Annotated in this window: 12 protein-coding genes; 7 read left to right on the top strand and 5 right to left on the bottom strand. The window is 57.4% G+C overall.

What is annotated here, in order from left to right:
* Positions 1-471: 471 nt before the first annotated feature.
* From J4E58_RS22840 to J4E58_RS22825, 4 genes are all read right to left on the bottom strand, one after another.
* A complete protein-coding gene (locus tag J4E58_RS22840) occupies positions 472-1,869 on the bottom strand; it encodes a TolC family outer membrane protein (protein ID WP_172963036.1) in 1,398 nt (465 codons plus the stop codon).
* A 3-nt stretch (positions 1,870-1,872) separates the two neighbouring features.
* Entirely contained in the window at positions 1,873-3,186 is a 1,314-nt protein-coding gene (locus J4E58_RS22835) for an HlyD family type I secretion periplasmic adaptor subunit (RefSeq protein WP_087092158.1), read from the bottom strand.
* Positions 3,179-4,954: a type I secretion system permease/ATPase gene (locus tag J4E58_RS22830; RefSeq protein ID WP_087092159.1), complete on the bottom strand. Its 1,776-nt coding sequence runs from the start codon at positions 4,952-4,954 to the stop codon at positions 3,179-3,181. Before J4E58_RS22830 ends, J4E58_RS22835 begins: the two co-directional genes overlap by 8 nt.
* 478 nt (positions 4,955-5,432) lie before the next feature.
* Positions 5,433-6,326, bottom strand: a complete 894-nt coding sequence (locus J4E58_RS22825) for a DMT family transporter (RefSeq protein WP_087092160.1) — start codon at positions 6,324-6,326, stop codon at positions 5,433-5,435.
* Positions 6,327-6,485: 159 nt separating this feature from the next.
* Here J4E58_RS22825 and J4E58_RS22820 point away from each other — a divergent pair, with 159 nt between their 5' ends.
* From J4E58_RS22820 to J4E58_RS22795, 6 genes are all read left to right on the top strand, one after another.
* Entirely contained in the window at positions 6,486-7,919 is a 1,434-nt protein-coding gene (locus J4E58_RS22820) for a PLP-dependent aminotransferase family protein (RefSeq protein ID WP_087092161.1), read from the top strand.
* Positions 7,920-8,335: 416 nt separating this feature from the next.
* Positions 8,336-9,025, top strand: a complete 690-nt coding sequence (locus J4E58_RS22815) for a class I SAM-dependent methyltransferase (protein ID WP_087092162.1) — start codon at positions 8,336-8,338, stop codon at positions 9,023-9,025.
* 13 nt (positions 9,026-9,038) lie between these two features.
* Entirely contained in the window at positions 9,039-9,968 is a 930-nt protein-coding gene (locus tag J4E58_RS22810) for an isopenicillin N synthase family oxygenase (RefSeq protein ID WP_158247362.1), read from the top strand.
* Between the two features lie 24 nt (positions 9,969-9,992).
* On the top strand, positions 9,993-11,360 hold the full coding sequence (locus J4E58_RS22805; protein ID WP_087092164.1) for an NAD(P)-dependent oxidoreductase: 1,368 nt from the start codon (positions 9,993-9,995) through the stop codon (positions 11,358-11,360).
* The gene (locus J4E58_RS22800; protein WP_087092165.1) at positions 11,357-12,460 is read left to right on the top strand and encodes a mandelate racemase/muconate lactonizing enzyme family protein; all 1,104 of its coding nucleotides are present in this window, start codon (positions 11,357-11,359) and stop codon (positions 12,458-12,460) included. Before J4E58_RS22805 ends, J4E58_RS22800 begins: the two co-directional genes overlap by 4 nt.
* Positions 12,461-12,496: 36 nt before the next feature.
* Positions 12,497-13,657: an aromatic ring-hydroxylating dioxygenase subunit alpha gene (locus tag J4E58_RS22795; RefSeq protein ID WP_087092166.1), complete on the top strand. Its 1,161-nt coding sequence runs from the start codon at positions 12,497-12,499 to the stop codon at positions 13,655-13,657.
* On the opposite strand, the gene J4E58_RS22790 is transcribed toward J4E58_RS22795, so the two are convergent.
* Positions 13,640-14,545: a LysR substrate-binding domain-containing protein gene (locus J4E58_RS22790; protein WP_087092167.1), complete on the bottom strand. Its 906-nt coding sequence runs from the start codon at positions 14,543-14,545 to the stop codon at positions 13,640-13,642. The two genes, J4E58_RS22795 and J4E58_RS22790, sit on opposite strands and share 18 nt — an antisense overlap.
* Before the next feature lie 91 nt (positions 14,546-14,636).
* Between J4E58_RS22790 and J4E58_RS22785 the strand changes: the two genes are divergently transcribed.
* Complete coding sequence (locus tag J4E58_RS22785) at positions 14,637-15,572, top strand: DMT family transporter (RefSeq protein ID WP_087092168.1); 936 nt, start codon at positions 14,637-14,639, stop codon at positions 15,570-15,572.
* Positions 15,573-15,598: the final 26 nt, after the last annotated feature.

Genomic DNA, 15,598 nt, shown 5'->3' with positions numbered 1-15,598 from the left:
TGAAACGTGCCCGCCCGGGTCTTGGCGACCCGGGGTACAGGCAGAAATTGCGGAGGTTTCCCACAGCCGGGCAAAGCTATCGAAACGGCATAAATAAGAATAACTATCAATAGTTTGCACGTGTCGCAGGGCATCCGCGAGCCCTCAACTGAGTCTAGGCCAGCCCACTGCGCTGCCTGCCAACCCATCCGTCGGTCTTCGACCCAAGCCTGGTGCGGGTCGCTGGGCCGAGGTTGCTCTGGGGCGCCCTATCCCCCGCAAATCAAGCTCTTAGGCTCGCCACGAGCGAGCGGCGGGCAAAGTCGGATCCAACCAGGCTCGTCAAGTAACAGACGAATGGCGCGCAGATAAGTCAGTAGGTAATGAGAGCGTCAATTTATCGACGGGACCGGCAGCGCCATTAAATCACCGGTTCAACGCCGGTCCTCTGCGCAAGCGATTCTTCAGCCGGGGCAGAAATGCCCCGGTGCCTTACTCCTGGTCCTCGATGCCAACGCCCATGGCCTGGCCGGCGCTACCGGGACTCAGCCAGGCATTCACATTCTCGACACTTTCGACCGGTGGTTTTCCCGCCCAGCGATTGAGGGTGAAGACGTTGCTGAGGAACTCGTATTGCGTCTTGAGCAGGTCGCGCCGGGCGCGGAACTCGTTGCGCACGCTGGTCAGTACATCGACGGCGTTGACCATGCCGTAGCTCAGCCCCTTCTCCGCCGCCACCCTGGACAGCTGTGCCGAGGCCAGGGCCGAACGACTGGCGTCGATCTTTTCGCCGTTCGAATTGGCCGTCAGGTAGGCGCTGGTGATCTCCTTGACCACCCGGCGCCGGATCGCTTCCAGCTGCTGCTCGGCGACCAGTTGGTCCTGGTAGAGCCCACGGACCCGCGCCGAGGTCGAGCCGCCGCTGTACAGCGGCACCTGAACGCCGATACCGGCGACATAACTGTCGGTGCGGGGCGCCAGGGTATTGTTGTAGCCCTCGTTGGTCTGTTGCGCGCTGAGGTTCAGGCTCACCGTCGGATAGTGCCCGCCCTTGCCACTGCGCAACGCCGCGTTAGCGGCTTCGGCGCCGCTTTCGCTGGCCTTGAGCGTCGGGTTCAGCTCCATGCCATCGCGCACCCAGGACTCCAGGCTCTGCGCCGAAACCCGCAGTTGCGCGCCATCGCGAATCCGGTTGAGCTTCTCCTTGACCGGCCGGCCGACGAGCTCCGCCAGCGCCTCGCGACTGATGCGGGCCTGGTTGCGGGCATCCAGTTCCTGGGCCGCGAGCAGGTCCACCCGGGCCTTGAGGTCGAGCTGGTCGGTAATCATCGCCAGTTGCTTTTCGTACAACGCGTTGACCCGGTCCAGGCTCTTTTGCGTGGTCCGGCGCTCGGCCCTCACCAGCTCCAGCTCATCCTCGGCCGCCAGCGCGGTGAAATAACGCCGCGCCAGCTCCACCGCGGCCTCGGCCTGGGCGTCCAGCGCTTCGGACTCGGACTGCTTGGCCAGGCTCTTGAACTTCTGGTAGTTCTCCCACGCGGCCTTGTTGTAGAGGTACTGGCGCAGCACCAGGCTGTAGCTTTCGCTATCGAAGCTGCGCTGCTGTATCAGGTCGTTTTCCTGGTGGATCCGGTTCGCCCCGGCATTCAGCGACAGTTGCGGCAACAGCGACCCCAGCGCCTCGCGTTGATGTTCCTTGCCGGCCTGCGCTTGCGCAAAAGAGGCCAGGACCTGTGGATCTTCCAGCCGCGCCTCGCGGTACAGCTGCATGAGGTCGGTGGAATAGGTCGAGGCATTGACCCCGGTTGATGTTCCTGCAGCGGTTTGCGCCAAGGCGGCCCCCGCTGCAAGCATGAATGCACTCCCTAGCAGAATTGACGACGCTCCCACGGATCACTCCTCGATCATTGATTGAGACATCACATCCCGGGCCGGCTGCATCAGGTACTGCAACAGCGTGCGCTGCCCAGTGACGATCAACACGTCCGCCGGCATCCCCGGCAACAACTTGCGCTCCCCCAAGGTACGCACGCCGTGCTCGGTGACCCGGACCCGCGCCAGATAATAGCCAGCCCCGGTCTTTTCGTTGGTCAGCCGGTCGGCCGAGACACTGCTGACCTCGCCTTCGATCACCGGCGTGGTCGAGCTCTTGAACGCGCCGAAACGGATATCGGCACGCTTGCCGATGGCGACACGGTCGATGTCCACCGGCGCCACCTGGGCCTCGATGACCAGTTCCGACACCGAGGGCACGATGTCCAGCAAGGGAGTCGCCGAACGCACGACACCGCCAATGGTGTGCACCGTCATGCCAATCACCATGCCCGCGTCGGGGGCGCGGATGACGATACGGCTGAGGCGGTCTTCCAGGGCCGAGGTTTTCTCTTGCAGGTCGTAGATCTTGGTCTGCACCTCGGCCAGCTGCTTGGCCACGTCGGAATCGAAATCCTTGTCGACCTGGAGGATCTGCAGCTGGGTTTCGTTGATCTGCAGGCGCGTCCTGTCGATGGTGGAACGGTGATCGGCCACCTCCGACCTGAGCATCCCCAGCTTACGGTCCTGCTCGAGCAGGCGTTGCTTGTCGACGAACCCCTGCTTGAGCAGCTCGGACAATTCGCCGATTTCACCGCTGTAGGATTTCTCGAGTTGCACCTTGACCGCGATCATCGACTCCAGGCCCTTGATCTGCTGGTGCAATTGGCCGATGCGCTCGCGCAGCACCGATATCTGGCCCAGCCGCGAGCCCCGCCGTGCGTTGAATACCTGGGTCTCGCCCTGGCGCGCTTCCTCTCCCCGCACATTGGCGGGATCGATCACCGGCCCGAAATCGATCGCCGGCAACCCATCACGCTCGGCAATCAGCCTCGACTCCATGGCCCTGGCCGCGCTCAGCAGGCTTTGGGTCGCCTCGTACTCGGAGCGCAGCTGGGCATCGTCGAGGATGATCAGCGGATCATCACGTTTGACGATGTCGCCATCATGGGCCAGCACCGATTTGACGATGCCGCCTTCCAGGTGCTGGACCGTCTTGCGGTAAGTCTGCACGGTGACCACCCCCGGCGCGTAGGCGGCACCGTCCAGGGGCGCGAGTGCCGCCCAGGTGCCGAACAGGCCGAAGGTCACGCCGACAATGCCCATGCCCAGGCGGTGGGCCTTGCGATCGGACACCGGCAGGTCGGAAAAGCTTTCGATTTGACGACTAGGCATAGGATTCACCGCCATCGTCCTTGCGGGCATCGATCGATGCCACGTTGGTCACCACCGGTACTGGCCCGGCATGTTTGGGTACCGGCGGTTGCTGCCCGCTGAGTTCGGCCAGCACTTCCTCGCGCGGCCCGTAGAGGCCGACAACCCCGGCTTTCATCACCAGCAGCCGGTCGAGTTGCGACACGATGTTGGTGCGGTGGGTAATCACGAACAGGGTCGCGCCGGTGTGCTTGATCTGCCCGATGGCGGCCGCCAGGGCGCGATCGCCGACCTCGTCGAGATTGGAATTGGGTTCGTCGAGAATGATCAGCCGCGGATTGCCGTACAGCGCGCGGGCCAGCCCGATGCGCTGGCGCTGCCCTGCCGAGAGCATGAAGCCCTCGCTGCCGATGACGGTGTCGTAGCCATCGGGCAACAGCAGGATCATTTCGTGGACGCCAGCGGTCCTGGCGGCCTGGATGACCTTCGCCGAATCGATCTCGGCGAAGCGGGCGATGTTCTCGGCGATGCTGCCCTCGAACAATTCGATGTCCTGGGGCAGGTAACCGATATACGGGCCAAGCTCATGCTTGTCCCAGGCGCTGATGTCCGCGCCATCCAGCCGGACCACCCCATTCTGCGGCGACCAGACGCCGATCAGCGCCCTGGCCAGGGTCGATTTGCCTGAGGCGCTCGGGCCGATGATGCCCACTACGCAACCGGCCGGTACGCTGAAGCTGATGTTCTTGAGGATCGGGGTGTGCGAGCCAGGCGCCGCGACAAACAGATTCTCGACCTGCACCTGGCCCTCGGGCGCCGGCAAGGACAGACGCTCGGGTTGCGCCTGTTGCTTGCCGAGGATGTCGTTCAGGCGGTTGTACTGCGAACGGGCCGCGATAAAGCCCTTCCAGCTGCCGATCATCAGGTCGATGGGCGCCAGTGCCCGCCCCAGCAGCACGGCCCCGGCGAACACCAGGCCGGCCCCCACCTGATGGTCCACCGCCAGGTAGGCCCCCAGGCCCAGCACCAGCGATTGCACCAGCAGGCGGAAAGTTCGCGAAAGCGTGGTGACCATGCCGCCCCGGTCGCTCGCCAGGGATTGCAGCAGCAGAACGTTTTTTTGCCGGCGCCCCCAGCGATCCATCAGGGTTTCCAGCATGCCCATGGACTCGATGACTTCGGCGTTGCGCAGGTTCTTGGTGGTATGGAGGGTCGCGCCGATATGCTCCCTGTTGGCCTGGGCCAGTACCGGCCCCGTGAGCTTCTCGTTGACGAAGGCGAGCACTATCAACAGCAGCGCGCTGCCCGTCGCGACCCAGCCGAACCAGGGGTGGAACAGGAACATCACGGCGATATAGATCGGCAGCCAGGGCGCGTCGAAAAAGGCGAACAGACCGCTGCTGGATAGAAACTGGCGCAAGCCCGTCAGGTCGTTGAGCGACTGGGCCGAGGCATCCATGCCGCCGCTGTCCAGGGCCCGTTTGAAACTGGCCTTGTAGACCTGGCGACTGAGCAGCACATCCAGCCGGGTACTGACCCGGACCATGATGCGCGAACGAACCCATTCCAGGGAGCCGAGGGTGATCACCAGCAGGGTCATGATCAGCGTCAACATGGCCAGGGTGGTCAGGCTGCCGCTGGTCATCACCCGTCCATACACCTGAAGCATGTAGAAGGTCGGGACCAGCATCAGCGCATTGATGAAGAAACTGAAAAAGCCGACGAAAACAAAGCTGTCTCTACAGACCTTCAACGCATTTTTCAGACTGTTTTCAGGTGTGCTTTGCATTGAAACCTCTGCTCGAAAGGCCAGCCTTTGTGGAGCTTAGATCATGCCGAACAGCTGCGCGCAGCCATTGGCCGGTTCGCCTCGGACAACCGGCATGCCCCCGGCAACGGCCCGGCGCGCGAGCACGCGCAAGAGCCCCGCGGCTTGGAGACCGGAGGGCTCTGGTACGGGCTATTGGCGCCATAGTGGGCGGATTGTAGGTGGCTGCAGCAGGGGCGCCGCGGAATGCCGGGACAGGCTTTCCAGGCGCGCGACAGGTTCGCCGCACACCTGCTCCGCCCTGGAGAATCCGATTGTCGGTAGCGACAGCTGCAGTGCGCGCAGCGCCTGGGTATCCCGATGAGTCTAGTTACTGGATTGGCCGGCCGGCCTTGCGATGACCAGCGGTGTGCTCGTAGCGGATAACAGGTACGCGGGAGGAGGAGCTTCTATCTGCAAGCGGCTGATTTCGATCGGAGGGCTGCGGGCCAGAGATTGGTTATCTGCGCCATCCGCGAAGCCGTTCTACCGGCAATTTGGTGATGGCAAAGCCTGCCAGCAGCAACAGCGAATAGAGGATCAACTGTCGAGAGATGGGCGTGCCTTCGTACCAGGCGCCGATAAGGACGGCGAATACTGGAAAGATGATGAATACGAACGACAGAATTACTGGGCTCAAGCGTTTGAGCAGGAAGAAGTAGACAATGAAGCCGCCCACGGAAGCCAGCAGACCGAGATAGGTCAATGCCAGCCAGGAGCGCTGCGTCACGCTGGCAAGATCGGGATGTTCCAGCACCAAGCCAGTCATGAACAGCCCCAGCCCGGCAATGCCGATCGGTAGAGTATTGAATGTAATGACCCCTATCTCGGCACCTCTCTGCTTGGTAATGACATAGCAAAGAGCGTGCATCACCGCCGCGATCAGGATAGCGATCACTCCGAAAAGCTCCGAGTAATCGAGATGCAGCCCCTGTGTCTTGATAATCATGAACAAGCTGCCGAAGCCAATGGCTATGCCGACAACTTGCGAAAAAAATATCTTTTCTCTCAAGAAGATGGACGAAAAGATCAGGATGAAGACCGGCATGCTGCTGAACAAAAGTGCCGTCAGCCCGGAAGCAACATACTGCTCGCCGTAATTCAGCAGGTAATACGGCAAGCTGAAGTAACACAGGGTAACGAAGATGAAAAACCCGAAGTTCTTGCGGGGGAAAAATATCGATTCGCGCCGTACCCACGCAAACCCGAGGAACAGCGGAAAGGCGATCAAAAAACGCAAACCTGCAGATGTCAGTGGTGGCACGCTCTCCACCGCTATCTTGATGCCAAGCCATGTGGTCCCCCAAATGAGACAAACCACAAGAAAGAGCAATGTGGTGACCAAGCCCGCCATCCATCTCCCTGCTGCAGGTTGATCCTGCACTCCCACGCTAATTGACATGTTTTTATTTGGCTCTTAAGGTAAGTTATTTAAGATTGATCTGATTTATTCACAAGAATATTCTTATCAACTCAATACATTGACTCGATATCAGGTTAATTTGAGGAAAATATGTCTGTCAAACCCGTTATTGACACCGATTCAATTTTCAAAAATGCCCTACGAGATGGCCCTGGGCCTAAGTACATGCGGCTTGCTCAGGGCATAGAGCAAGCCATCAACAACGGCGCTATCGGACAAGGCCTCAAACTTCCGCCACATCGCATCCTTGCCGACAAGATTGGCGTTACTGCCGGAACAGTCAGTCGAGCCTATTCAGAATTGGAGCGCATGGGGCTGGTCATGGCGCGGGTGGGCGATGGCACCTTTGTTCGTGCATGCGAGCAGGAACGTCCTCGCGATGTCGGCTTCCGCAATTTCATCGAGGCGCCGGATGAATGCCACGATATGAGTCGCAACATGCACATCCCCGGAATGGAAGCCACGCTGCTGGCGCGCACAATGGCGCAGTTGTCAGGAGATGTGGAGCGGCTGCAGGAATTGATGCTCTACACGCCAGATACGGGTATTCAGCGCCACCGGCAAGCGGGCGCCCAATGGCTGGCGCATGGCAACTTCAGGTCATCGGCCGAGCAGATCCTCTGCGTTAATGGCAGCCAGCACGGCCTGCTGACCGTCCTCATTGCAATGCTGCGTGCTGGAGACACGCTGGTCACAGAACACCTCACCTATCCAGGCCTCATCAGCGTCGCTCGATTTCTGGGTATCAAGGTCCTGGGTATAGAAATGGATGAGGAAGGGTTGATCCCTGCATCGCTTGCTGAGATTTGCAGCATCAATCGAGTCTCCGCCTTGTACTGCACGCCGACGATACAGAATCCGACGACAGCGATTCTCAGCCCCGAACGCCGTAAAGAAATTGCGCAGATATGCCGCGAACACAATGTGCTGATCATCGAGGACGAAACCCATGGCGTGCTGATGCAGGACAGGCCAATACCAATCAGCATGTACGCACCTGAGCGCGGGATCATCATCAGCAGCTTGAGCAAAGGAGTAGCCGCGGGGCTTCGGGCTGGATATGTCCATGTACCGCAGGCATTGGTAGGGCGCCACGCCGCAGCGATTCGCAACAGCTGCTGGATGGCCTCGCCACTGCCCCATGAGATCGCCTGCCTCTGGATTGAAGATGGCACTGCACGCTCACTGTTGCATCAGCAGATAGCGGAAATGGAGCGCCGTAAGCAGGCGGTCGAAAAACTACTGCAAGGACTGACCTACCGAACCCATCAATACAGCCCTCACTTCTGGATCGAGGTACCGGCTCCCTGGCGCGCATCGGAAATCGAGCATTCACTACGCCAGCGCAATCACCTGATCTCGATCGCAGATGCCTTCAGCATCGGTAAAGGCACAGTTCCACAATTCGTCCGCGCGAGCGTCAGTAACGCCTCTGGCGGTGATCAGGCACTACATGATGGGTTCGCGATGCTCGCCCAGGTGCTGCGTCATGGGGTCAGTCAAGAGTCGTCGATGCTGCTATAGCGTGCGTGCCAGTGCCCCATGGGGCCATACATAACTGGAGCGGAAACGAGACTCGCAGCTGGCGTCCGATCCATTAAAATCTGATGTCATTGCTCATCGGTCTGGGGCCGCTGGCAGCAACACAAGCGTTGAGTCAGCTGCTCCACAATCAGCCCCAATAGTTAAGTGGCTAACAGTACCGACTACAAGCGCCCGGCGATCGCACTGTCATAAGAGAGTATTGCACCAAAGATATCCGCCAGACGGACCGGTAAACAAATAGGCATGCATAACATCCGGTTAACCATGCAGGGCAAATTGAAGAAGAAGTCATCTATTCGACCTTTACAGCACAGCAGCCTGCGAACAAAAATGGACAACCAGCGCAGTCACCATGACTAATTCAACCTGAAAAACAATTTTCCGGAGAATACAGAATGGCCAGCGGAAACCACGCGATAAAAAGCTCAAACTTCCTCCCGACTACGTCGGTTAACCGGGCGCTAAACTTCAATCGCGATTACTCTCTCCTGAAAAATTATTACGAAACATGGGCAGCCGATTATGACAACGATGTGTCCGAAGAAAACTATTGCGGACCCAGCATACTCAGTGATCTTTTCGAATCTTTAATTAAAAAAACAAATTTTACAACTGCAGAACTACGCCCCCCCTTGCGTATCATGGATGCCTGTTGCGGAACTGGGCTCGTGGGAAAGCAGCTGGCACAGCGCGGCTTCCAAGCTATAGATGGCTGCGATCTTTCACCTGCTATGACTGATCTGGCGCGTCAAACCCAAGCTTATAAAGCGCTCTACGGCGGTGTGGACCTCACTGATACTAATGTTCTTATCGCTGAAAATAGTTATGACGCAACCTTGTGCTGTGGGGCGTTTATCGAGGGGCACTTACCCGTTGAGGCCATCCACGAACTTATCCGAATCACTTCTACAAACGGGCTCCTTCTGTTCAGCACACGCTGCACGTTTTATGAAACAGAACACTTCGAAGAGTTACTGACAAACCTGGTAAGTTCCAAACACCTCACTCCTCTGCCATCTTTAATGAACGCTCCTTACCTGGATAATGTTCACGCTAACTACTTGGCGTTTGAAGTCACCAAATAAACAGGAGTCGAGCATGGACGCCCTGAATAGTATTTCACTTGAAAAACTTGACTCACTCCAAACTCAGAGCGAAATCTTCCGACTGCGTAATTGTTGTATTAATGATGGATTCTTCTATCTAACCGACCACGGAATTAATCCGTCATTCATAGATGACGCATTAATCGCGGCGCGGCGGTTCTTTGCGCTGCCGCTTAGGACGAAGAATCTGTTTTCCCAAGATCGCCAACTCGTCAATCCCAATACCTGCCGAGGATATGTGCATACCTTCGGGGAAACCTTGCATGCCCCGACCGGCCCGGACCATAAGCAGCACTTCGACATGGGCAGGGAAGCACCAGCCTGTGATAGGCCCTTCACTGGCCCGAACTTGCTACCCAACGAGGCACAAGCTCCAGGTTTCGCCAAGGCGATGCTCGCCCTGCAGAATGAAGTTATGACCAGAGTACTACCCCCGCTGCTGCGCGGCCTGGCACTTTCGTTAGGACTGGACAGACTGTTTTTCGAGCCTTTTTTTTCCGATCCAGTCCTGATTCAACGGGCGTTGTATTACCCACCTCAATGCAGTGGCGCAGGCAAACACACCGACAACGGCATGTTTACTCTGCTGTTTCAAGATGCCAATGACGCCTGCGCCCTCAGCGCTTTTTCTCGGGGACGCTGGATTGACGTACCGCCTCGGGGCAACGAGGTGGTGGTCAACTTGGGGGACATGCTGATGAAGTGGAGCAATGGCCTGTTCACCAGCACACCTCACCAGGTAATGCATCGTGCAGACGACGGTAGGGTGTCACTGCCATTTTTCCTGTATCCGAACATCGACGCTGTCTTTACCCCTATAGGCGGTGACCAGGTCGTCGCCTGCCAGCAGATGATGCTCGAGAACTTCAACTCAATCTGGGTATCTGGCCAAGGCGCCGGTAGGGCCCGTGAGTTCGCCTGAATCCGCCCATGCAGGAGAATTGATATGCAAGCTGCTGCGCCGAAAATCGGCTTTATTGGCACCGGAAATATGGGCCGCCCCTTGATAGAACGCCTGTTGAACGCCGGCTATGAAGTTCAGGTGTATGACATTGACCCTACACACGCCCGTCCGATCATCGACCTGGGGGCTCATTGGAAAGCCACCCCCGCGTTGTGCGCTAGCAATTGCCAGATTGTCGTGACCTGCCTGCCGCTGCCTCACCATGTGCTTGAGACCATGACTGGCCCAGACGGTGCGCTGGCCGGAATGACGGTGAATACCGTGTGGATCGACACCTCAACCACTGACTATCACAACACCCGTCACATCGCTGCGCTGGCTAGGAGAAAGAAAATCTTCAGCCTGGAAGCGCCAGTCAGCAACCTATCCCACATGGGAGTGGATTTCGCCAATGTGTGCTTCTACATCGGGGGTGATGAAGGCGGCTATCGACTGAGCCAAGTCATGCTTGAAACTATGGGCCGCAAGTCATTTTATGTGGGTGAGATCGGCGCCGGGCAGTCGGTCAAGTTGCTCACCAACTTACTGTTCTATGCCGCCACCGCGGTTTGGGCCGAATTACTGGTATTGGCCCGAGCCAACGACATTCCGCTGCATTGGCTTTGGGATTTCGTAAAGGTCTCGCGAGGCAACTGCTTTGTCAGCAATCAACTGACTCCCTTCATGCTCGACGCCAGCTACGATCATTCCTGCACCTTGGAGATCACCGTCAAAGACATGAATCTCACCGAGGCGCTGGCCGATGAGTTGGGGATAGCCATGCCGCTAGGGCGCATCATTGCCCAGCGCTATCGCCAAGCCGGTGCACTATTCGACACCCAGGACAACCACGTCAAAGTGGCAGCACTGAGCGAACGGGAAAACGATATACGCCTGGCGCTACCCGATTTCCAGGCACCCTCGCCTTACGGGGCCAACCGCAACTACCGCCACAACGGTGCTTTTGTTGAGGACACCCTCGGACGTATCACCCCGGTACTTCCGGAGACGTTTCATTCCGGCATCACCTTCACCGATAACAACAAGATCAAACTGGCCTCACACCTGGTGGAGTTCCTGGCGTGTGTCAATAAGATCATCCTGGACGAAGCCAGTGAAATTGGCACCGCCATGGGACTGTCTGCCTCACTAGTCGAGCAGGTAGTGAACTGGAGTTGCGGCCCCAGTTGGGTGGCTGAACATCTAGACACCTATGAACCATGCTACGACAGCATCGCAGCGGTAGGCGAACAATTGCAGGCGCTGCGGCTGACCGTCATCGAGCAAATCTTTCGACACTCAATCTTGGGCTCCCCATTCCCACCCAGAGATGTCGGCCATACCCTGCACAAGGGAGCGATCACTCAATGAAGATCATCTCTATCAAGGTCTTTCAATTCGATGTGCCACTCAAGGAAAAATACAGCCTCAGCGGTGGCCGACTGCAATATGCCTCACTTGACACCACGATCGTCTTGGTAACGACCGACAGCGGCCTGGTAGGCGTCGGCGAAAGTTGCCCATGGGGCGCCACCTACCTTCCGGCCTACGCTAAGGGTGTACGGGCCGGCATCGATGAGTTGGCGCCACACCTGTTAGGGGAAAATCCCTTGCATCTGGATCAGCTCAATGAACGCATGGATGTAATGCTACCGGGTCATCCCTATGTAAAAGCTGCGATTGACCTAGCGTGCTGGGACATTCTAGGCAAGCACTGCCAACTACCGGTGTACACCTTGCTCGGCGGCCGATTCCAGGACTCGGTCGCCTTGCAAAGCAGCATTCCCACCGATGATGCCGCACAGATGATGGCGCATCTGGAGCGTGCCCGTAATCAAGGGTATCGCACCCACTCCTGCAAAGTCGGCACCGGTATAGACGATGACGTGGCGCAGATCAAATACCTGCTCGACCAGCGTGTGCCCGGCGAGGTCATCACCTTCGACGTCAATCGCGCCTGGACGGTCGCCGAGGCCGTCGCCGTGATGAACAGCGTGGCGGACCCAACGGTATGTTTTGAACAGCCTTGCGAGTCCATGGACCAGTGCCGGGCGGTGCGTGAACTGACCCGCAACCCGATCATTCTCGACGAGTCCATTGTCACCTTCGCCGACCTAGTACAGGCCCAGCGCCAGAATATCGCCCAACTGATCGGGCTAAAAATTGGCCGAGTCGGCGGTTTGACCAAGGCCCGGCAAATGCGGGACTTCTGCATTCACCACGGCATCCGAATGAACATCGAAGATGTAGGCGGTACGCAGGTTTCCGACAGTGCGGTAATGCACCTGGCCGCTTCGACGCCTCGCCGCTTTCATCGCGCCAGCTGGAATTGCTGTCGGCACCACGAGGTGCAATTGGCCGAAGGCAGTTTCGATATCCGCCAGGGCCGTGCCTACCTGCACGACAGCCCGGGTCTAGGGCTGACGCTTGATCCACGGCAGTTCGAATGTCCCATCGCCCAGTACAGTTGATCTTCACTGACTTTCAAACTGATTCATGGAGGCTCCATGTCCAGCGCTCCTTTATCCTTGCACCAGCCTCGCGGGTTCGACGTCGACCCGTTTGCATCCTCCACATTGCCCAGCGAGCACTACGTCGACAGTCGATTCTTCGACCGGGAAATGGAACTGATTTTCTCCCGGACCTGGCAGTACGTGTGCCACGTTTCGGCCCTTCCCAATGCAGGCGACTACCACGTGCGCGACCTCGGTCGACAAAGCGCCCTGGTAGTCAGAGACAAGGACGGCTCGCTTCAAGCCTTTCACAATGTCTGTCAGCATCGCGCCCACCGGCTAGTAGAAGGCAGCGGCCACGTCCCCGGACTGTTGACCTGCCCTTACCATGCGTGGAGCTACAACACTCAAGGGCAGTTGATCAGCGCCCGTAAGTCCGAACACCTGAAGGATTTCTGCACTGATCAGGTTCAATTGGCAGCGGTACAACTAGAGGTATTTTGCGGCTTTATCTTTATCAACTTCGATCCGCACGCTGCGTCCATGCAGGCTTTGTTGCCTGGTCTTGAAGAGTCAATCCGAGCCTTTTCTCCCGCGCCGGAAAAACTGTTCCACGCCTACTCCAAGGACTACAGTGTTCAGTCCAACTGGAAAGTATCCGTGGAGAATTACTCGGAGTGTTATCACTGCCCGATGTGCCACCCCACCCTCTCGACGGCCACCCTTGACCTCAAGAGTTACCACCTAACGATCCACGAGCACTATCACGCGCATATCAGCAGTGACAGTGGCGCCAACCAGGGCTATACGATGAAGCAAACATCACCTCAGTCCCGGCAGTTCGGGGCCTGGTATTTATGGCCGAACTTTTGTCTGGAAGTCTATCCAGGGGGGTACATGAATGTGTTGCACCACGTGCCTATCGCCGTGGATAAAACCCTGCAAGTGGTCGAGTGGTACTGTGCTACCGCTACCCCCTGCCGGGAAGAAGAGGAAGTCATCGACTTCGTCGCCGTGATCCGGGAGGAAGATATTCCCCTATGTGCCAGCGTACAACGCGGTTTGAACAGCGATGGTTATCACCAGGGTCGCTTTATCGTCGATCCGGGGCTGGGTGCCAATAGCGAACATGCCGTACACGATATCCAGAGAAAAACCCTGACTGCACTGGGTCTGCTACAGACGGCCAGCGCTGGCTCAATCACTGAAGGATGACTTTAGCCAGTCCAGCAACTGACGGGCCGGTGGGCTGAGGTTGGTGTCGCGCCATTTATACACACTGAGGGCCTCCGGCAGATGGACCGACTCGGAGAAAGGCCGCACCAGCTCACCACTGGCTAGCATTTTCTCACTGGTACGGCGCCACCCCAGAGCAAAACCAAAGCCCTCGACACAGGCCTGCATCATGACCGGATAACTGTCGAAGAATTTGCCCTTGGGCTCCCCTATCTTGATGCGGAACTCACTGAGCCAATCGCTCCAGGTGCTCCAGTCTTGCGGTACGGCGACGTGGTGAAGCAGGGGCAAGTCAGCCAGGTCTTCCAGACTCGGCGGCTGGGTGGCAAAAGATGCTAAGTATCGAGGGCTGCAGACTGGAAACACTTCATCACTCAAGGTGAACAGCGCCGTGTGATCGCCGAATGCTCGGCCTGAGGTCTGGATAGCAATATCGAACTTTTCAGCAGTTTCGGTAATAGGTTGGGTGGAAGCGTTAAGGCGAACTTCTATATCCGGGTACTTTTTATGAAGTGATGGAATATTAGGTGTCAGCCAGTAGAAGGCTTCGCAAAGTTGAACCACAAGAACAACTTCACTGTTATCGCGACCTTTTTTTAAGTCTTCAGCCCGGGACGCAATTCCCAGAAATGCCGTGCGTACCGCGTCACGAAACTCAACACCCGCGGCAGTCAGAAATACGGCGCGGTTTCTACGGATAAACAAGGCCACACCAAGAAATTCCTCCAGGGAGCGTATCTGCTTGCTGATCGCTGCCTGGGTGAGATGCAGCTCTTCGGAGGCTTTGGAAAAGCTCTCTAGACGGGCCGCTGCTTCAAAAGGAACAAGGCTGGAAAGTGGAGGTAGTAAGCGTTTGAAATTATCCATAATTTTCATTCCTTCTGCGTAACCATAAGTCACTTTAAATACAACCAGCGCTCAATCAGTATTCTCAAGGCCGATCACATAAGGAAAAGTCATGTCAGCAAGTACAACTGTTACGGCCGCCGAGAACCGACAAAGTATCCTCATTGTCGTGGGTTCAGTGTTTTTGTTGTCGGTGTCAGACGCCATTATCAAGGCAACCAGTGCCGATACCTCGATGTGGCAGTTGTATGTGATTCGCTCTCTCCTGGCCATAGGCATGCTGGTGGCATGGCTGGTCCACCGTCGCGGCGCAACGCAACTGTGGCCGCTTTCCCCATTTTGGGTGGGGATAAGAAGCCTGCTACTTGCGTTGATGTGGATCGCTTTTTACGGCGCACTACCCTTCATCAGCCTGACCATTGCCGCGTTGGCAATCTATACGACACCGCTGTTTATCGCTTTGTTCTCGGCAATCTCATTGAAAGAGAATGTCACCTCGCGCAAATGGCTCGCCATTGTCTTGGGGTTTGTGGGGGTGGTGGTGACGCTCGGGCCAAGCGCCGATGATTTCAACACATGGACATTATTGCCAATTCTCGCGGCCATTCTGTATGCGCTGGCGATGGTCGTGACCAAGGGTAAATGCGCCAACGAGGAACCAATGCAGTTGGCTCTGACACTGAATATTGCACTGCTGCTGATCGGTATCGCGGGCAGCATGGTGGTAGCGCAGACCGGCCCGCATTTCCCCTCTGATGAGGGAATGAGGTTCTTGGTAGGAGACTGGTCGGCCATGAACGTTAGCGATTGGTGGGTGATGGTCCTTCTGGCAATTCTGATGGTGCTGGTCAGTACCGGTATCGCCCGAGCCTATCAGGTCGGCGAGACATCGATCATCGGCGCGTTCGACTACACCTACTTGATTTTCGCTATTGCCTGGGGCGCCCTGCTGTTCAATGAAATGCTCAACGGCCGGACCGCTGCTGGCCTTGTCCTTATCTTGCTCTCAGGCTTCATCCTGCTGAAAAACCCCGCTGCCAAACGCTGACTACTTCACATGCACAGGCCTTACCA

The sequence above is a fragment of the Pseudomonas sp. FW305-25 genome (assembly GCF_017351415.1).
GTDB lineage: Bacteria > Pseudomonadota > Gammaproteobacteria > Pseudomonadales > Pseudomonadaceae > Aquipseudomonas > Aquipseudomonas chlororaphis.
Note: the sequence above shows the minus strand (reverse complement) of the source record. Positions and strands in the feature narration are given on the sequence as shown.